The following is a 17,797-nucleotide window of genomic DNA, read 5'->3' as shown; positions in this document are numbered from 1 at the left end:
ATGAGAAAGTCCTTACTGTTGCCCTCTTTGTCATGGGCTGTTGCAGCCGTCGTGTTGTCCGGCTGCTCGCTGATCCCCGACTACGAGCGCCCCGAGGCGCCCGTGGCCGCGGCCTACCCCCAGGGCGAGGCCCACGCTGCGGCGCAACCGGCAACGGCCGGCGCCGACATCGGCTGGCGCGAGTTCTTCAAGGACCCGCAACTGCAGCGACTGATCGAAGTGTCGCTGGAAAACAACCGCGACCTGCGCGTCGCCGCGCTGAACATTGAAGCCTACCGGGCGCAGTACCGCATCCAGCGGGCCGACCTGTTCCCGGCGGTGGACGCCAGCGTCACCGGCTCGCGCCAGCGCCTGCCGGCCGACCTGTCGACCACCGGCAGCTCGATGATCAGCAGCCAGTACGGCGCGACCCTGGGCGTCACCTCCTGGGAGCTCGACCTGTTCGGCCGCCTGCGCGCCCTGCGTGACCAGGCGCTGGAAACCTACTTCGCCAGCGAAGAGGCCCGTCGCAGCACGCAGACCAGCCTGGTGGCCAACGTCGCCAACGCCTACCTGACGCTGCGCGCCGACCAGGCCCAGCTGCAGCTGACCCGCGACACCCTGGGCACCTACCAGAAGAGCTACGACCTGACCAAGCGCAGCTATGACGTCGGCGTGGCCTCGGCGCTGGACCTGCGCCAGGCGCAGACCTCGGTGGAAAGCGCGCGGGCGACCCTGGCGCAGTACACCCGCCTGGTGGCGCAGGACCAGAACGCGCTGGTGCTGCTGCTCGGCTCCGGCCTGCCGGCGGACCTGCCGCAGGGCCGCGGCCTGGGTGACGAACTGCTGGCTACCGTGCCGGCGGGCCTGCCCTCCGACCTGCTGCAGCGCCGCCCGGACATCCTCCAGGCGGAGCACCAGCTCAAGGCGGCCAACGCCAACATCGGCGCGGCGCGGGCGGCGTTCTTCCCCAGCATCAGCCTGACCGCCAACGCCGGCAGCCTCAGCCCGGACCTGTCCGGCCTGTTCGACGGCGGTTCCGGCAGCTGGCTGTTCAAGCCGTCGATCACCCTGCCGATCTTCAACGCCGGCAGCCTGCAGGCGAGCCTGGACCTGGCCAGGGTGCAGAAGGACATCAACGTGGCGCAGTACGAGAAAGCCATCCAGACGGCCTTCTCCGAGGTGGCCGACGGTCTCGCCGCGCGCGGCACCTTCAACGAGCAGTTGCAGGCGCAGCGCGCGCTGGTGGACGCCAGCAGCGAGTACTACCGCCTGGCCGACAAGCGCTACCGCACCGGTGTGGACAACTACCTCACCCTGCTCGACGCGCAGCGCTCGCTGTTCAGTGCCCAGCAGCAGTTGATCACCGACCGCCTCAACCAGCTCACCAGCGAGGTCAACCTGTACAAGGCCCTCGGCGGCGGCTGGCAGGCGACGGCGGCAGACGCCAAGCCGATCTCCAGCGAGGCGCCCAAGGGCTGATCCTCACCGGCTGGAACGAAAAACGCCGCCCTTCGGGGCGGCGTTTTTGTTGGTGCATCCGTGGCGGTCCGGTTGCGGTTCGCGAAGGGACACCGCCGATGAGCACGGCGAGAGTGCAGGAGCGGGCCATGCCCGCGACCGCGCCCAAGGGGCGCTCCTGCCGGATCATGGCGGGTTCGCGAGCACGCTCGCTCCTACAGGCTGTGAACCGCGCTGACGTGTAGGGCGCATGACGCCGAAGGCGTTATCCGCCACCGACGTGGCAGATAATGTGGCGGGTTATACGCCAGCACGGCGTGCTCTTCGTAGGAGCGAGCTTGCTCGCGAACCGCCAACCTACAGCATCGCGCCGCGGCCGGCCGGCTGGATCTGGTTGTCAGCCAGCCAGTCCAGCGCGCATTCGCGCAGGCGCTCGCCCTGGTAGTCGTACCAGGCCTGGAGCAGCTCCGGGTAGCCCATCAGCACATGGCGGAAAGCCTTGAACGGCTTGCGCCCCTCCACCGCATTGGCCAGGGCGGAATAGGCGTGGGGCTCGGGGACTTCGCGCAGGAAGTCGCGCATCAGGTCCAGGGACTGGCCGCTGCTCAGCGGTTCGATGGGCAGCAGGCGCTCCGGCTCGCGGTGCAGCAGTTCGGCCAGTTCCGGGTCGGGATCGTCTTCAGGAATCAGCAGCACCTGGCCGCTGAAGAGGTCGAGGTAGTGATCGATACCCTGGGTGTCGAGTGCGAAGGCCAGTTCGTCGAGGTCGATGGTCAGCGGGCGCATGGTCACTCTCCCTATATGGCGAGTGACCGATCCTACGCCATGCGCATGACAGCTGTCCTGCTTATGTCGGCCGGCGCGGGCACACCGACCGTTTCGCGGCTCACAGGCGGAAGCGCCCCACCTGCAGTTGCAGCTCGCTGCCCAGGCGCGCCAGTTCGGTGCTGGAGCTGGCGGTCTGCTCGCTGGCGGCGGCCGACTGGTCGGCGATCTCGCGCACCTGCACGACGCTGCGGTTGATTTCCTCGGCGACGCTGCTCTGCTCCTCGGCGGCCGAGGCGATCTGCAGGTTCATGCCCTGGATGTCGGCCACGGTGCGGGCGATTGCGCCCAGCGCTTCGCCGGCGCGGCGGGTGAGCTGCACCGAGCTGCCGGTCAGGCGGCGGCTGTCGTCCATGCGCGACACCGCGTCCTGGGCACCGCGTTGCAAGGCGGCGATCAGGCCCTCGATCTCGGCGGTGGACGACTGTGTGCGCTGTGCCAGGCCGCGGACCTCGTCCGCTACCACGGCAAAGCCGCGCCCTGCCTCCCCGGCGCGGGCGGCCTCGATGGCGGCGTTGAGCGCCAGCAGGTTGGTCTGCTCGGCCACCGATTTGATCACATCGAGCACGCTGCCGATCTTCTCGCTTTCCTGGCGCAGCAGCTCCATGGCCTGCGCGGAACGATCCACCTCGCTGGCCAGGCGGTCGATCTGCTGCACGGCGTCCTGCACCACCAGGTCGCCCTCGCGGGCCTGCTGGTCGGCCTGGCGGGCGGCGGCGGAGGCCTGCTCGGCGTTGCGCGCGACTTCCTGCACGGTGGCGGCCATTTCGTGGATGGCGCTGGCGACCTGCTCGGTCTCCACGCGCTGGCTGTTCACCCCGGCGCGGGTCTGCTCGGTGACGGCGGACAGCTCGTCGGCGGCGGTGGCCAGCTGGCTGACGCTGCCGCCGATATGCCCGAGGAGCTGCGCCAGGCTTTCGCGCATGCGCAGCATCACCCGCTGCAACTGGCCCAGTTCGTCGCTGCGCTGCAGGTTGAGCTCGCGGGAGAGCCCCTGGGACAGGTCGCCCTGGGCGATGCGCTCGGCCAGCTCCAGGGCCTCCAGCAACGGGCGGACGATCTGCCGGTTGATCGCCCACCCCGAGAGCAGGCCGAAGGCAAGGGCCAGCACGGCGATGAGGATCTGCCGGGTCTTGGCCTCGGCGGTCTCGGCCTCGTTGCGCGCCAGGGTGTCCTGGTAGAGGTGGGTGGCGGCGGCGAGCAGCGCGTCGCTGGCGCCGCCCAGGCGGGTGCGCGCCTGCTGGGTGGCATTCACGCCGTCGCGAAAGTGCTCGATGCCGCTGCGGTAGCTCTGCAGGTCCTTCAGTGCGTTGCTCAGGCCGTCAGCGGCGAGGGCCGGCAACTGGCCGTGCAGGGCATTGCCGGCGTCGCGCAGTGTGTCGAAGGCGGTGAAGGCCGCCTGCTCGGCGCTGGCGGATTGTTCGAAGACGTAGCCTCGCACCTGGTAGCGCACGGCGAGCAATTGCTGGTGCAACCGGCCGACGGCCTGGGCGCTGTGCAGCAGCTGGGCGTCGCCGGGTTGCTCGGCGAGCAGGTCGAAGAGCTGCTTGTCCAGCGCCTCGAAGGCCTGCAGGGCGCTCTGCGCGCTGCCCACCAGCGTGCCGCGGGCCTGGGTGCGCTGGTCGACCGCGCGGGTGAGGGCGCTGAACGCCTCGCGGTACTGGCTGACGGCCTGGCGCGCGGCGTCCAGCTGCCGGGCGTCGATATCGCTGCCCTTCAGGCGCTGTTCGATGACGGCCAGCATCTTCGTGCTGTGTTGTTCGACGCGCTCGGCCTGGGACCGGTCGCCGCCCAGTTCGAATTGCAGGCGGGCAAGATTGGCCTGCTGGCTTAAGTCATTGAGCTCGGTGATGGTCGCCAACTGCTCGCCGCGCGCGGCCTGGTTGTCCAGGCTGTGCAGGCCGCCGAGCAGCACCAGCAGGGTGAGGAAGAGGAGAATGCCGAAGCCCACCACCAGCTTCAGGCTGACGTTCAGGCGTCCCAGCTGTACCACTAGCCAATCGTACATGTCGAATGCTCCAGGCAGGCGTCGCCACGGGATCGACGGCCCGTGGCTGGCAAGAACCAATGTGCGGTGGCGAGGCGAAATTATCGGGACGCATCTTCGTGCGTCAGAGGCTATCGGCGGCGAAACGGGAAACTGAAGGCGGGAAATTCGTCGCGATATCGCCGCCCCGGACGGGGTTTTGCAGGAGCGTGCCATGCGCGATCGCAGCTCGTACGTACTCTTGCGGCGACTCTTCTGCTCGGGCCTGCCCTCACCCTGACCCTCTTCCGGAGGGAGCCTTACGGTGCAGGATGACGCCAGGGTGTCAGCCGGTGAGGACAGCTTCCTCTCCCTGAGGGAGAGGGCTGGGGTGAGGGGGAAGCCCACGTGCCTATGTTCGGCGGTTAAAAAACAAAAAGGCCCGCAGTGCGCGGGCCTTTTTCGGAGCAGCAACGGATCAGACGCGGAAGCGGCTCACCAGTACCTGCAGCTCGTTGCCCAGGCGCGCCAGCTCCACGCTGGACGCAGCGGTTTCCTCGCTGGCGGCGGCGGTCTGCTCGGAGATGTCGCGCACGTTCATCACGCTGCGGTTGATCTCCTCGGCGACGGCGCTCTGCTGCTCGGAGGCGGCGGCGATCTGCTGGTTCATCGACTGGATGGTCGACACGGTGCGGGTGATGGCGCCCAGGCGCTCGCCGGCGCGGCGGGTCAGGTCGACGGTGCTGACGGTCAGGTCGCGGCTGGTCTCCATCATCTGCACGGCCTGCTGGGTGCCGCTCTGCAGGCCGGCGATCAGCTCTTCGATCTCCTCGGTGGAGGACTGGGTGCGTTGCGCCAGGCCGCGCACCTCGTCGGCCACCACGGCGAAGCCACGGCCGGCGTCGCCAGCGCGGGCGGCTTCGATGGCGGCGTTGAGCGCCAGCAGGTTGGTCTGCTCGGCCACCGCCTTGATGACGTCCAGCACGCTGCCGATCTTCTCGCTTTCGCGCTTGAGTTTGAGCACCGACTCGTTGGTACGGCCCACTTCGCCGGCCAGGCGGTCCATCTGCGTCACCGCTTCGTTCACCGCGCCTTCGCCGTCGCGGGCCTGGCGGTCGGCGGCGGAGGCGGCCTCGGAGGCCTCCTCGGCGTTGCGCGCGACTTCCTGCACGGTGGCGGCCATCTCGTTCATGGCGGTGGCGACCTGGTCGGTCTCGACCTTCTGGTTGTTCACCCCGGCGCTAGTCTGCTCGGTCACCGCGGACAGCTCCTCGGCGGCGCTGGCGATCTGCGTCACGCCGTCGTGGATGCGGCCGATCAGCTCGCGCAGCGACAGGTTCATGCGCTGCATGCTCTTCTGCAGTTGGCCCAGCTCGTCGTGGCGGTTGGTGGGGATATCACGGCTGAGGTCGCCGTCGGCGATGCGCTCTGCGTGGCCCAGCACCTCGCGCAGCGGATTGACGATCTGCCCGGTGATGACCCAGGCGGCAATGGTGCCCAGCACCAGCGCGACCAGCGCGGCCAGGCCCAGCAGGGTCTTGGCCTGGGCGACGCCTTCATCGCGCTTGGCGGTCTGGGTGGCGGTCAGGTCGGCGCTGAGCTTCTCGATCTGCTGCCCGGCGTCGCGCATGCGGTCGCGGGCCGCCTGGCTGTCGTTGACCTCGTTGCGGTAGTTGGTCAGCGCGTTGCGGTAGCTCTCCAGCGCGTCGAGGGTGGCGCGGAACTCGGCGCTCAGCTCGGCCGGGGAGGTGCTCATGTCGCTCTTCACGCCGTCGATCAGCTTCTGCAGGCCGGCGAAGGCCGGCTGCTCCAGGTTCTGCGCGTCGGTGCTGGTGTAGGCCATGACCTGCAGGCGCGCCTGCATCACGGCACGGCCGAGGCCGGCGAGGTCCTGCAGGTGCTGCAGGCTTTCCGCGCTGTTGCTGTTCACCAGCTTCTGCTCGGCCTTCTGCATGCCCTCGCCGACCGCGCCGGCGGCCTGGATCAGTACCTGCTTGGCGGCGTCGCGCTCTTCGTAGGACTTCAGCAACTGCGCATACAGCTTGCGGTATTCCACGCTCAGGTCATGTTGCTGGTCGATGACGCGGCGGTCCTCGGCCTCGGTGAACTTCTCGTTCAGCGCGCGGTGGCGCCGATCCAGGTTGTCCAGCGTGTCGAGCACCGCCTTGGCGTCTTCCGGAGCGCGCGTGGACTGGAACTTCAGGCGGGCGATGCGCAGGTCCTTGGCGATCGCGATCAGCTCGGAGATCTCGCCGAGCTTGTCGCCCCGGTTGATCACGTTGCCCAGGTTGATCCAGCCGGTGAGGGCGATCAGCAGGGTGAGCAGCAGCACCAGGCCGAAGCCGGAGGCAAGTTTGAGTCTGACAGTCAGGTTGTTGAACCAGCGAAACATGAGGAGGCGCTCCAGCGTTGAACAGGGCCGGTACGCATGGCTGAGCAGGAAATGCGCAGAGTGGGGACGACCGGTAGTCCAGATATCGGCTTCGCCGGCAGGAACTGAAGCGTTTCGGGTTATTTTTCTGACTGGTGGTTCACGCTGGAGGCCGCGTGGTTACTGGCCTGTAGCCATTTCTCGTTAGTACAGGCGTGCCAAAAGTGCGGTGACCGCGGTCTCGACGCGCAGGATGCGCTCGCCCAGTTGCACGGGGTTCAACCCGGCTTCGCGCAGCTTGTCGACCTCGTAGGGAATCCAGCCGCCTTCGGGGCCGATGGCCAGCGTCACCGGCTCGCTCAGCGCCCGGGGGCATTCCGGCCAGGGGCCGGGGTGGCCGATCAGGCCAAGGCTGCCGGCGGCCAGGGCGGGCAGGCGGTCCTCGACGAAGGGCTTGAAGCGCTTTTCGATGATCACCTCGGGCAGCACGGTGTCGCGGGCCTGCTCCAGACCCAGGATCAGTTGCTCGCGAATGGCCTCGGGGTCGAGGAAAGGCGTCTGCCAGAAGCTCTTTTCCACCCGGTAGCTGTTGAGCAGCACCAGGCGCGGCACACCCATGGCGGCGACGGTCTGCAGCACGCGGCGGAGCATCTTCGGGCGGGGCAGGGCGAGCAGCAGGGTCAGCGGCAGCTTGGCCGGGGGCGCCTGGTCGAAGCTGACCTGCAGCTCGGCCTCGTTGGCCTCCAGGCGCAGCAGGTGGCCTTCGCCCATCAGGCCGCCCAGGCGGCCGACGCGCAGCCGGTCGCCGCTTTCGGCGCGATGCACGTCCTGCAGGTGAGTGAAGCGGCGGTCGCGCAGGATCACGCGGTCCGCCGCGACGAAGTCGGCGTCGTCGAGCAGCAGCAGGTTCACGGACGGGTAGCCGGCGGCTGGTCGCCCTTGGTCTCGTCTTCGGTTTCCGGCCCGCGCTTGCGGATCAGGTGGCTGAACAGCACGCCGGCCTCGAACAGCATCCACATCGGTACCGCCAGCAGGGTCTGCGACAGCGGGTCCGGCGGGGTGAGGACCATGCCGACGACGAAGCAGCCGATGATCACGTAGGGGCGGATCTTCTTCAGGTAGGCCACGTCGACCACCCCGATCCACACCAGCAGCACGGTGGCCACGGGTATCTCGAAGGCCACGCCGAAGGCGAACAGCAGGGTGAGGAAGTCCAGGTAGCTGTTGATGTCGGTCATCGGCGTCACCCCTTCCGGGGCCTGGCCGAGGAAGAAGTGGAACATCAACGGGAACACCAGGAAGTAGGCGAAGGCCATGCCCGCGTAGAACAGCACGATGCTGGAGGCCAGCAGCGGCAGGGCGACGCGCTTCTCGTGCTTGTACAGGCCCGGCGCGATGAAGCCCCAGACCTGGGCGAGGATGATCGGCATGGCGATCAGCACGGCGACGATCATGGTCAGCTTCAGCGGCGCCAGGAAGGCCGACGCCGGGTCGATGGCGATCATGGTCGCGCCTTCGGGCAGGAAGCGGCGCAGCGGCTCGGAGGCCAGCGCGTAGATCTTCTGCGAGAAGTACAGCAGGCCGATGAAGATCACGAAGATCGCCACCACGCAGCGCAGCAGGCGCGTGCGCAGTTCGGTCAGGTGCGAGACCAGGGGCATTTCCTGGTCGTGTTCGGGCTGGTCGGGCTTTTCGGCGCTCATGGGGTACGCGGCGTCTCGGACGAAGCGGGCGGCTGGCTCGCGCCAGTCGGTTCGGTCGGTTGGCTCGGCTGGCCGGCTTCCGGCGCCGCAGCGGCTGGCGGGGTGGCCGGCGCAATGCCCGCGCCCGGCAGGCTGTTCAGGCGGCTATGGGGCGCGATGCTCGGTGCTGCCGGCGGCTCGGCGCTGGCGCCTTGGCCGTCGGGCTGGGCTGGCGGCTGCTGCGGGGTGAGCGCGTCGCGAGCCTGATCCTGCAGGTCGGTCAGCGGCGCCATCAGCTTCTTGGCTTCCTGCTCCATCTGCAGGATGTGCTCGTTGTGCAGCTGGCGGCGGATTTCATCCGCGCCCAGCTCGCGCTCCACTTCCGTCTTGATGGCATTGAAGCTGCGCTTGAGCCGGCCGATCCACAGGCCGGCGGTGCGCGCAGCGCCCGGCAGGCGGTCGGGGCCGAGCACCAGCAGGGCGACGAGGCCCACCAGCAGCAGTTCGCTGAAGCTGATACCGAACATGGTTTATCCCATCAGTCCTTGCGTGCCGGCTCTTCGACCTTCTGCGCCTGGGCGTCGATGGTGTGCGGCTGGTTCAGCGGCGGGGTGCCGGCAGCGGCGTTCGGGTCCTTCTTGTCGTCTTCCTCGGTGTTCATCGCCTTCTTGAAGCCCTTGATGGCTTCGCCGACGTCCGAGCCCAGGTTCTTCAGGCGCTTGGTGCCGAACACCAGGACCACGACGATCAGGATGACGACCCAGTGTTTCCAGTCAAAGATGCCCATCTTGTATTCCTCGCAACGTTGTCGGGTTCAGGCAGACGGTTGGCGCGCGGCTTTCTCGTCATGCCCGGAAAGGCCGAAGCGGCGGTCCAGTTCATCCAGTACCGCCTGCGGATGCTGGCCGAGCGCGGCGAGCATCACCAGGGAGTGGAACCAGAGATCGGCCGTTTCGTAGATCAGGTCCGTGCAATCGCCGCTGGTGGCGGCGTCCTTGGCGGCCAGGATGGTTTCCACCGATTCCTCGCCGACCTTCTCCAGAATCTTGTTCAGGCCCTTGTGATACAGGCTGGCCACGTAGGAGCTGTCCGGTGCGGCATTCTTGCGCGCTTCGAGGACTTCCGCCAGACGGGCGAGGGTATCAGTGCTCATGGGGTTTTCCTGTACCTGCGTGGGAGTAGATCGCATCCGGGTCCTTGAGGACCGGGTCGACGGTCTGCCAGGCGCCGTTCTCGAACACCCGGTAGAAGCAGCTCTCGCGGCCGGTGTGGCAGGCGATGCCGCCCAGCTGCTCGACCATCAGGATCACCACGTCGGCGTCGCAGTCCAGGCGCAGCTCGTGCAGCTTCTGCACGTGGCCGGAGTCCTCGCCCTTGCGCCAGAGCTTGCCGCGCGAGCGCGACCAGTAGATGGCGCGGTTCTCGGCGGCGGTCAGAGCCAGGGCCTCGCGGTTCATCCAGGCCATCATCAGCACGCGGCCGGTGCGATGGTCCTGGGCGATCGCCGGCACCAGTCCATCGGCATTCCACTTGATTTCGTCCAGCCAGTCTTTCATCTCGGGTTCCGTACAGCGGGCACGCGCGGTGCCCAGAGCCACTTTGTAAGCCACTTCGTCCAACGGTCAAGTGTGCCAGCCAGGGCGGCGACTGGCTATCGGCGCAGAATCAGATACAGACCGCCGGCCAGCATCGCCCAGGCCGGCCAGGCGGCGAGGGTGTGGGTGGCGAGGCCGGTCTCGGCGGCGCCGGCGACCAGCACCGCGCCGATCAGCCGCGCCGGCCAGGCACCGGTGCCGGAGTCGTGGGTCTCGATGACCAGGCGCTTGTCCGGATCGGGATCGCGCGACAGCCGCTCCAGCGTCTCGCGCGTCATCTGCGCCAGGTGCGGCAGCTGCTCGATGTGTTGCTGGGCGTTGCGCAGCAGGGTGCCGGGGCTCATGCGCTCGCGCATCCAGCGCTCCAGGTAGGGCTGGGCGGTGGTCCACAGGTCCAGCTCCGGGTAGAGCTGGCGGCCCAGGCCCTCGATGTTCAGCAGGGTCTTCTGCAGCAGCACCAGCTGCGGCTGCACTTCCATGTTGAAGCGCCGCGCGGTCTGGAACAGGCGCAGCAGCACCTGGCCGAAGGAGATGTCCTTGAGCGGCTTCTCGAAGATCGGCTCGCATACGGTGCGGATGGCCGCTTCGAAGTCGTTGACCTTGGTTTCCGCCGGCACCCAGCCCGAGTCGATGTGCAACTGGGCGACCTTGCGGTAGTCGCGCTTGAAGAAGGCGATCAGGTTGCGCGCGAGGTAATCCTGGTCCTCGTCGGTGAGGCTGCCGACGATGCCGCAGTCCACCGCGATGTACTGCGGGCTCCAGGGCGTGCGGGTGCTGACGAAGATGTTGCCGGGGTGCATGTCGGCGTGGAAGAAGCTGTCGCGGAACACCTGGGTGAAGAAGATCTCCACGCCGCGCTCGGCCAGCGCCTTGAAATCGGTACGCTGGTCGCGCAGGGTGGCAAGGTCGGTGACCGGGATGCCGTAGATGCGTTCCATCACCAGTACCTTGGGGCGGCACCAGTCCCAGTAGACCTGGGGCACGTAGAGCAGCGGCGAGCCTTCGAAGTTGCGCCGCAGCTGCGAGGAGTTGGCCGCTTCGCGCAGCAGGTCCAGCTCGTCGTAGATGGTCTTCTCGTAGTCGCTGACCACCTCGGCGGGGTGCAGGCGGCGGGCGTCGGCGGAGATGCGCTCCGCGGTGCGGGCGAGGATGTGCAGCCAGGCGATGTCGGAGCGGATCACCGGTTCCAGGTTCGGGCGGATGACCTTCACCACGACTTCTTCGCCGGTCTTCAGCTGCGCGGTGTGCACCTGCGCCACCGAGGCGGAGGCCAGCGGTTCGCGCTCGAAGCGGGCGAACACCTGCTCGATCGTCGCGCCCAGCTGCTGCTCGATCAGCGCCACGGCCTGTTCGGGCGGGAAGGGCGGCACCTTGTCCTGCAGGAAGGCCAGCTCCAGGGCGATGTCGTCGGGCAGCAGGTCGCGGCGGGTGGAAAGGATCTGGCCGAACTTGATGAAGATCGGCCCGAGGTCTTCCAGCGCCAGCCGCAGGCGTGCGCCACGGCTGAGCGCCAGGGGCTTGCGCGGCAGCCAGCGCCACGGCAGCAGACCGCCCGCCAGGCGCAGCCACCAGGGCAGGAAGGGCAGTTCGAGGACCATGTCGTCCAGGCGGTAGCGGATGGCTACGCGCTGGATGCGCAGCAGGCGGCGGAAGGCGAGCAGCTTCATGCGTCGGGTTTGATCTTCTGGGTCAGGCGGGTGATCCGCGCGTCGAGGCGGTCGAGGGAGATCTTCAACTGGTCCAGCTCGGCGAAGCGCGCTTCGGCTTCATGCTGGCCGACCAGGGTGCGGCTTTCCTCGGCCAGGTAGTCGGCGAGGCTCAGGCGCAGGCTTTCCAGGCTGTCGCCAGCCCAGGCCACCCCGCCGCGCAGGCGCGCGCCGAGCAGCTGCGTGGGCACCGGGCCAAGCCAGCGGGAGACTTCGTACTCCCAGTCCAGCTCGAGGCTCTGGAGGATGTCGGCCAGCTCCAGCAGCATCGCGCTGTCGCCGCCCATGGTCACGTCAGGGCTGTGCAGGACGCGGGTCTTGTCCTTGGCCAGGGCCAGTTGCAGCAGGCTGCCGGCGGGGGCGACGAGGGTGCAGTCCGCCGGCGCCTCATGGTGCGCGGCCAGGTGCAGGCCGTCGGCGTCGGGCAGGATGAACAGCTTGAGCGCGGGCGCCTGGCAGTCCACTTCCAGCACCTTGCCGGCGAGCCGGCCAAGCCGCCGGAGCGCCACGCCGTCGAGCCGCAGCACGCGGTTGACGGTGGCTTCGGCGCTGGCCAGGCCGGCCTGCAGGAGCAGGCTCATCAGGGCTTGATGCCGCGGTGCAGGGCGACCACGCCGCCGGTCATGTTGTGGTAGGTGACGCGGTCGAAGCCGGCCTCCACCATCATCGACTTCAGCGTTTCCTGGTCAGGGTGCATGCGGATCGATTCGGCGAGGTAGCGGTAGCTCTCGGAATCGTTGGTCACCAGCTTGCCCATCAGCGGCAGGAGGGTGAAGGAATAGGCGTCGTAGGCCTTGGACAGCAGGCTGCTGGTGGGCTTGGAGAACTCCAGCACGAGCAGGCGGCCGCCGGGCTTGAGCACGCGCAGCATCGAACGGATGGCTTCGTCCTTGTGGGTGACGTTGCGCAGGCCGAAGGCGATGGTCACCGCGTCGAAGTAGTTGTCGGGGAAGGGCAGCTTCTCGGCGTCGGCCTGGACGAAGCTGACGTTGCCGGCGACGCCGCTGTCGAGCAGCTTGTCGCGGCCAACCTTGAGCATCGAGGCGTTGATGTCGGCCAGCACCACTTCGCCGGTCGGGCCGACCAGGCGGGAGAACTGGCGGGTCAGGTCGCCGGTGCCGCCGGCGATGTCCAGCACCCGGTTGCCGGCGCGCACGCCGGACAGCTCGATGGTGAAGCGCTTCCACAGACGGTGGATGCCGCCGGACATCAGGTCGTTCATCAGGTCGTACTTGGCGGCGACCGAGTGGAAGACCTCGGCGACCTTCTCGGCCTTCTCGCTCTCGCGCACGGTCTTGTAGCCGAAGTGCGTGGTGGGGTCGGCGCCGTCCTGGCCGGCTTGGGGCTTGCGCGGTTCGCTCATGGCATTTCTACCCTGGAAGTCAGTGGCGGGCATTCTAACAGGAAGCAGAGAAAACGCCGCCCTGCTCGCGACCCGGTCGGGGCTTCCGGGGTGCGGCGATACGGCGCGGCGCGTATCATTTGGCAGGTCAGTCACTCGCGGAGTTCAAGAATGTCCCGTATCCACGTCGAACGTAATCACTCTCTGGGCCTGGAAGCCGCGCGCGCCAAGGCGCAGAAGCTCGCTGACAAGCTCACCCGCGAGCATGGCGTGAGCAGCGAGTGGCAGGGCGACACCCTGCTGTTCAAGCGCAGCGGCGTGGACGGGCGCATCGAAGTGGGCGCGGACAAGGTCGCAGTGGAGGTGAAGCTGGGCCTGATGCTCTCCGCCATGGGCGGCCTGCTCAAGGGTGAGATCGAACGCGCGCTGGATAAGGCGCTGGCGTGATTTTCCGGCCCCGCGTCCTGCGGGGCCGTGCTGCTTTGTTGCGGCGCCAGCTCCGCTGCGAAGCTGGTATGTGTTTTCTAATTTTCCCCGATACCTTGGCTCACAGTCCCGCCTGATGCGGGCCGCTATTCGACATCATCGAATCTGAACCTGTGAGGTGCCACCATGGCCAAGGCTGTCAGCAAGAAGAAAGTCGCGGAACTCGAATCCTCCCTCTACGCCGATGCCAAGCACTACGCCCGGCAGATCTGGCTCGCCGGCCTGGGCACCTATGCCCGCGTGGGCGCCGAAGGCAGCGAATACTTCAAGGAACTGGTCAAGTCCGGCGAGTCTGTGGAGAAGAAGGGCCGCGACCTGGTGAGCACCCAGATCGACGCCGCCAACGACAGCGTCAAGGGCCGCCTGCACAGCGTGAAGGCCAAGCTGAACTTCGAGAAGATCGAAGCGGCGTTCGATGCGCGCGTCGCCTCCGCCCTCAACCGAATCGGAATTCCCTCCAGGCGTGATGTGGAGGCGCTCTCTGCTAAGCTGGATGAGCTGAGCGCAGTGCTCGAGCGTGTCGCGAGAACCCAATAAGGAGAGCAGGATGGCTGGCAAAAAAACTACCGATAAAAAAGAGTCCAGTTGGATCGGCGAGATCGAGAAATACTCGCGGCAGATCTGGCTGGCTGGCTTGGGGGCCTACTCGAAGGTCAGCAAGGACGGCAGCAAGGTGTTCGAGTCCCTCGTGAAGGATGGCGAGAAGGCCGAAAAACAAGCCAAGACCGAGGTTGAAGGTGCGGTGAAAACCTCCGCCCGTTCCGCGAAGTCGCGCGTCGATGCCGTCAAGGGCGCCGCGATCGGCAAGTGGGGCGAGCTGGAAGAGGCCTTCGACAAACGCCTGAACAGCGCGATCTCGCGCCTGGGCGTGCCCAGCAGCCGTGAAGTGAAGGACCTGCACAGCAAGGTCGACAGTCTCACCAAGCAGATCGAGAAACTCACCGGCGTCAGCGTCGCCAAACCGGCCGCCAAGGCCGCCGCCAAACCCGCAGCGAAAGCCGCCGCCAAACCGGCCGCGAAACCCGCTGTGAAGACCGCGGCCTCCAAGCCGGCGGCCAAGGCTGCTGCGAAACCGGCAGCGAAGCCGGCCGCCAAGCCTGCTGCTAAAGCCGCCGCCAAACCGGCTGCCAAGGCTGCCGCCAAACCCGCTGCCAAGCCTGCTGCGAAGCCGGCTGCCAAGGCTGCGGCCAAGCCCGCCGCGAAACCGGCCGCCAAGCCCGCTGCTGCGAAAGCTGCCGCGAAGCCGGCTGCCAAGCCCGCTGCGAAAAGCGCTGCAAAACCGGCTGCGGCCGCCAAGCCTGCCGCTGCGAAACCTGCAGCCAAGCCGGCCGCGGCGAAGAAGCCGGCCGTGAAGAAACCCGCTGCGCCCAAGGCCGCTGCCAAGCCGGCTGCTGCGAAACCGGCTGCCGCTCCGGCCGCCACTCCGGCTCCGTCGGCTCCCGCCGCCGCGCCGGCCGTGACGCCGTCCGCCGCTGCTCCGGCAACGCCGCCGCCGTCCCAGGCCTGATCGGTCTGCCGCAACACCCACGCCCGGCCTTGCGCCGGGCGTTTTCATTCCCCCACGCAAAAAGCTGGCAGGGGACGGTCAGGGCGCGAGATAGCGCTTGGCGAGCCGCTCGGCGATCAGCTGCGAGTCCGGCCGCAGGTGCGGCGCCACCAGCATCATCACCTGGAACACCACCTGGCGGACGTCGCCTTCGTGGCCGAGGATGCGCTGGTAGTCGAGGGAGAACAGCAGCGTCAGGGTGATCTGCTCCACCAGCTGGCCGAGGGCCTCGGTGTCGCTGGCCAGCTCATCCTGCGCCTTGAGCTGCGCCAGCAGGGTGGCCAGGGTGCGCTTGAGCTGGTTGAGCCAGGCGCGCACGCCGCGGGCCAGCTTGGGCAGGCGGCCGGCGAGGTTGGAGAGGTCCTGGAAGAGGAAGCGGTAATGCGCCAGGCGCTCGACGATCAGGTGCAGGAACAGCCAGTAGTCCTCGGCGCCCAGCCGCACGTTCTCGGGTGGGTCGAGCAGCGGCGCCAGTTCATCCTGGAAGCGCTCGAACAGCGCCAGCACCAGCGGCTCCTTGCCGTGGAAGTGGTAATAGAGATTGCCCGGGCTGATGCCCAGTTCGGTGGCGATCTCCAGGGTGGACACGTTGGGCTCGCCCTGCTCGTTGAACAGCAGCAGGGCGCATTCGAGAATCCGGTCGCGCGTTTTCATCCGTGTTCAGGTTCCAGCCGCAGTGGGGCTGACGATAGCGTTGGTGAGCGGCGGCCCGCAATTGCCCACGCGCAAACTTTCGAGGAGCTGTAGGAGCGAGCTTGCTCGCGAACTGCCTGACGCTCGGCGCCCTCGAAGAGTTCGCGAGCAAGAACTAGGCGTCCCCCTCGCTCCTACGAAAATCAGAATAGTGCCAACGGGTTGGCGCACTCAGCGCACATGCACGTAGGTGCCCGGCGCCGCTTCCTTGGGCGGGTACTCGGCATTGCCCAGCTCGAAGCTCACCGGGCGGCGTTCGCCGGAGCGCTCCTGGATCCACTCCAGCCACAGCGGCCACCAGCTGCCTTCCTGGCGCTTGGTGTCGTAGTACCAGGCGCGCGGGTCGGAGCTGATCTTGCCGTTCTCGAAGTAGCAGGCCTTGGGGTTGCCCGGCGGGTTGAGGATGCTCTGGATGTGCCCGCTGTTGGACAGCACGAAGCGGGTGTCGCCGCCCAGCAGCTGGGCCGAGCGGTACACCGCATCCCACGGGGTGATGTGGTCGGTGATGCCGGCGACGTGAAAGTTGTCCACCGCCACCTTCTTAAGGTCGATGGCGGTACCGTTGACTTCCATCGCGCCGGGGCGGGCCAGCGGGTTGTGCTTGAAGAAGTCGAGGAAGTCGCCGTGCAGCGCGGCGGGCAGGCGGGTGTTGTCGTTGTTCCAGTAGAGGATGTCGAAGGCCGGCGGCTGCTTGCCCAGCAGGTAGTTGTTGACCCAGTAGTTCCAGATCAGGTCGTTGGGGCGCATCCAGGCGAACACCTTGGCCATGTCGCGGCCGTCCAGCACACCGTGCTGGTAGGAGCGGCGCTTGCTGGTCTCCAGGGTCTGCTCGTCGGCGAACAGCGCGGCGGGGGTTTCCACCTGGCTGTCCAGCAGGCTGACCAGGTAGGTGGCGCTGGCGATCTTGCGCAGTTGCCGGCGTGCCTGCAGGTGGCCCTGCAGCGCGGCGATGGTCAGGCCGCCGGAGCAGGCGCCCATCAGGTTGACGCTGCGGCTGCCGCTGATGGAGCGGCACACCTCGATGGCCTCGTCGAGGGCGGTGACGTAGGTCGACAGGCCCCACTCGCGGTGGCGGGCGTCGGGGTTGCGCCAGCTCACCATGAACAGTTGCAGATTGTTCTTCAGGGCGTACTGGACGAAGCTCTTTTCCGTCGTCAGGTCGAAGATGTAGAACTTGTTGATCTGCGGCGGCACGATCAGCAGCGGTTTGGCGTGCAGGTGCTCGCCCATCGGCTTGTACTGGATCAGCTCCAGCACCTCGTTGCGGAACACCACCGCGCCGGGCGTGGTGGCCAGGTTCTGGCCGATCTCGAAGGCGCTGCGGTTGACCTGGCTGGGCATGCCGCCGTTGTGCATCAGGTCGTCGAGCAGGTGCTGCACGCCCTTCACCAGGCTCTGCCCGCCGGTGTTGAACAGCTCCTTGACCGCCAGGGGGTTGAGCAGGGTGTTCGACGGCGAGGCCGCGTCGGAGAGGATCGAAAGCAGGAAGCGTGCGCGGGCGCGGTCGTCGACGTTCAGGTCGCTCTCGTCGATCCACGCCAGCAACTGTTTCTGCCAGGCCAGGTAGGCCTGCACGGTGCGCCGGTAGAAGGGATTGAGGCGCCAGGACGGGTCCTGGAAGCGCGCGTCCTGCGGGTTGGGCTGCAGCGGCGAGTCGCCGATCAGCACCTTGCCCACCTGCTTGCCGAAGGCCGCCAGGTGCCTGGCCGAATGCACCGGCTGGCGCACGCCCTGCAGCGCCAGCATGCGCAGGGTGGACAGCAGGTCCTTGCCGCGCAGGCCGACCATCGCGCTCTGCGCATTCATGTACTGGGTGGGGGCGGGAACGCTACCCGGCTCTGCTTTCTCTCGCATGAACAGCACTCCGTAAAGGTCCGATCTGCTTTGAAGGGCGAAGCAAGGGCTGTACCGGAGTCGGGAAGACCCCGTTCCAGACGCCTGCCGCCGGTTCGAGGGGTGTGCACGGGTATCGACGCGAGAGGGCGACTGCCCGAAAACAGGGCAGTGGATCAGCAGCCGGGTTGCCCTGCGGTCACCTGCAAGGTGCCCGCAGCGCTGTTCCCGAGTCAGGCGCTACGTGTCGATACCCGTGAACACGCCTGTTGGTTGTTCGGCTCTTTAAAAAAAGTGCCTGCCGAGCGATCG

At 67.5% G+C, this 17,797-nt stretch carries 18 protein-coding genes and 2 pseudogenes; 4 read left to right on the top strand and 16 right to left on the bottom strand.

Annotated features, from left to right (window positions below; genetic code table 11):
• Positions 1-1,461, top strand: a complete 1,461-nt coding sequence (locus ACNFIA_RS00825; protein ID WP_416782553.1) for an AdeC/AdeK/OprM family multidrug efflux complex outer membrane factor — start codon at positions 1-3, stop codon at positions 1,459-1,461.
• Positions 1,462-1,797: 336 nt separating this feature from the next.
• Here the strand turns inward: ACNFIA_RS00825 and ACNFIA_RS00820 are convergent, their stop codons facing one another.
• The 14 genes and pseudogenes from ACNFIA_RS00820 to ubiE all read right to left on the bottom strand — a co-directional run bounded on the left by ACNFIA_RS00820 (position 1,798) and on the right by ubiE (position 12,948).
• Complete coding sequence (locus tag ACNFIA_RS00820; RefSeq protein ID WP_259758839.1) at positions 1,798-2,226, bottom strand: UPF0158 family protein; 429 nt, start codon at positions 2,224-2,226, stop codon at positions 1,798-1,800.
• Positions 2,227-2,326: 100 nt separating this feature from the next.
• Positions 2,327-3,031 carry a methyl-accepting chemotaxis protein gene (locus ACNFIA_RS00815; RefSeq protein WP_416782992.1) on the bottom strand — a complete coding sequence of 235 codons (705 nt, stop codon included), beginning with the start codon at positions 3,029-3,031 and terminating at the stop codon, positions 2,327-2,329.
• Positions 3,032-3,184: 153 nt separating this feature from the next.
• Positions 3,185-4,273: pseudogene (locus ACNFIA_RS00810) on the bottom strand (methyl-accepting chemotaxis protein); the annotation flags it as partial.
• A gap of 436 nt (positions 4,274-4,709) precedes the next feature.
• Positions 4,710-5,423 (bottom strand): methyl-accepting chemotaxis protein, encoded by a 714-nt coding sequence (locus ACNFIA_RS00805; protein WP_410478039.1) that lies wholly within the window; start codon positions 5,421-5,423, stop codon positions 4,710-4,712.
• Between the two features lie 159 nt (positions 5,424-5,582).
• Positions 5,583-6,623 (bottom strand): annotated as a pseudogene (locus ACNFIA_RS00800) (methyl-accepting chemotaxis protein); the annotation flags it as partial.
• Positions 6,624-6,806: 183 nt separating this feature from the next.
• Complete coding sequence (locus ACNFIA_RS00795) at positions 6,807-7,514, bottom strand: 16S rRNA (uracil(1498)-N(3))-methyltransferase (protein ID WP_416782552.1); 708 nt, start codon at positions 7,512-7,514, stop codon at positions 6,807-6,809.
• Positions 7,511-8,305: a twin-arginine translocase subunit TatC gene (gene tatC, locus ACNFIA_RS00790; RefSeq protein WP_416782551.1), complete on the bottom strand. Its 795-nt coding sequence runs from the start codon at positions 8,303-8,305 to the stop codon at positions 7,511-7,513. The genes ACNFIA_RS00795 and tatC overlap by 4 nt, the downstream gene beginning before the upstream one ends.
• A complete protein-coding gene (gene tatB, locus ACNFIA_RS00785; RefSeq protein ID WP_416782550.1) occupies positions 8,302-8,811 on the bottom strand; it encodes a Sec-independent protein translocase protein TatB in 510 nt (169 codons plus the stop codon). The genes tatC and tatB overlap by 4 nt, the downstream gene beginning before the upstream one ends.
• An 11-nt stretch (positions 8,812-8,822) precedes the next feature.
• Positions 8,823-9,071, bottom strand: a complete 249-nt coding sequence (locus ACNFIA_RS00780) for a twin-arginine translocase TatA/TatE family subunit (protein ID WP_259758851.1) — start codon at positions 9,069-9,071, stop codon at positions 8,823-8,825.
• Between the two features lie 27 nt (positions 9,072-9,098).
• The gene (locus ACNFIA_RS00775) at positions 9,099-9,437 is read right to left on the bottom strand and encodes a phosphoribosyl-ATP diphosphatase (RefSeq protein ID WP_065086256.1); all 339 of its coding nucleotides are present in this window, start codon (positions 9,435-9,437) and stop codon (positions 9,099-9,101) included.
• The gene (gene hisI, locus ACNFIA_RS00770) at positions 9,427-9,840 is read right to left on the bottom strand and encodes a phosphoribosyl-AMP cyclohydrolase (RefSeq protein ID WP_259758855.1); all 414 of its coding nucleotides are present in this window, start codon (positions 9,838-9,840) and stop codon (positions 9,427-9,429) included. Before hisI ends, ACNFIA_RS00775 begins: the two co-directional genes overlap by 11 nt.
• 95 nt (positions 9,841-9,935) lie before the next feature.
• Positions 9,936-11,546 (bottom strand): ubiquinone biosynthesis regulatory protein kinase UbiB, encoded by a 1,611-nt coding sequence (gene ubiB, locus ACNFIA_RS00765; RefSeq protein ID WP_259758857.1) that lies wholly within the window; start codon positions 11,544-11,546, stop codon positions 9,936-9,938.
• Complete coding sequence (locus ACNFIA_RS00760; protein ID WP_416782990.1) at positions 11,543-12,169, bottom strand: ubiquinone biosynthesis accessory factor UbiJ; 627 nt, start codon at positions 12,167-12,169, stop codon at positions 11,543-11,545. The genes ubiB and ACNFIA_RS00760 overlap by 4 nt, the downstream gene beginning before the upstream one ends.
• Positions 12,166-12,948: a bifunctional demethylmenaquinone methyltransferase/2-methoxy-6-polyprenyl-1,4-benzoquinol methylase UbiE gene (gene ubiE / locus ACNFIA_RS00755; protein WP_259758858.1), complete on the bottom strand. Its 783-nt coding sequence runs from the start codon at positions 12,946-12,948 to the stop codon at positions 12,166-12,168. Before ubiE ends, ACNFIA_RS00760 begins: the two co-directional genes overlap by 4 nt.
• 150 nt (positions 12,949-13,098) lie before the next feature.
• Between ubiE and ACNFIA_RS00750 the strand changes: the two genes are divergently transcribed.
• The 3 genes from ACNFIA_RS00750 (at position 13,099) to ACNFIA_RS00740 (ending at position 14,920) form a co-directional block, all read left to right on the top strand.
• A complete protein-coding gene (locus ACNFIA_RS00750) occupies positions 13,099-13,374 on the top strand; it encodes a polyhydroxyalkanoic acid system family protein (RefSeq protein WP_259758860.1) in 276 nt (91 codons plus the stop codon).
• Between the two features lie 165 nt (positions 13,375-13,539).
• Positions 13,540-13,950 carry a phasin family protein gene (locus tag ACNFIA_RS00745; RefSeq protein ID WP_259758861.1) on the top strand — a complete coding sequence of 137 codons (411 nt, stop codon included), beginning with the start codon at positions 13,540-13,542 and terminating at the stop codon, positions 13,948-13,950.
• A 10-nt stretch (positions 13,951-13,960) separates the two neighbouring features.
• On the top strand, positions 13,961-14,920 hold the full coding sequence (locus ACNFIA_RS00740) for a phasin family protein (RefSeq protein ID WP_416782549.1): 960 nt from the start codon (positions 13,961-13,963) through the stop codon (positions 14,918-14,920).
• A 78-nt stretch (positions 14,921-14,998) separates the two neighbouring features.
• On the opposite strand, the gene ACNFIA_RS00735 is transcribed toward ACNFIA_RS00740, so the two are convergent.
• Complete coding sequence (locus tag ACNFIA_RS00735) at positions 14,999-15,613, bottom strand: TetR/AcrR family transcriptional regulator (protein WP_416782548.1); 615 nt, start codon at positions 15,611-15,613, stop codon at positions 14,999-15,001.
• 210 nt (positions 15,614-15,823) lie between these two features.
• Positions 15,824-17,506, bottom strand: a complete 1,683-nt coding sequence (gene phaC / locus ACNFIA_RS00730; protein ID WP_259758865.1) for a class II poly(R)-hydroxyalkanoic acid synthase — start codon at positions 17,504-17,506, stop codon at positions 15,824-15,826.
• Positions 17,507-17,797: the final 291 nt, after the last annotated feature.

The organism is Pseudomonas sp. NY15437 (assembly GCF_048068435.1).
Taxonomy (GTDB): domain Bacteria; phylum Pseudomonadota; class Gammaproteobacteria; order Pseudomonadales; family Pseudomonadaceae; genus Pseudomonas; species Pseudomonas nitroreducens_B.
This window is presented reverse-complemented; position numbering and strand designations above follow the sequence as displayed.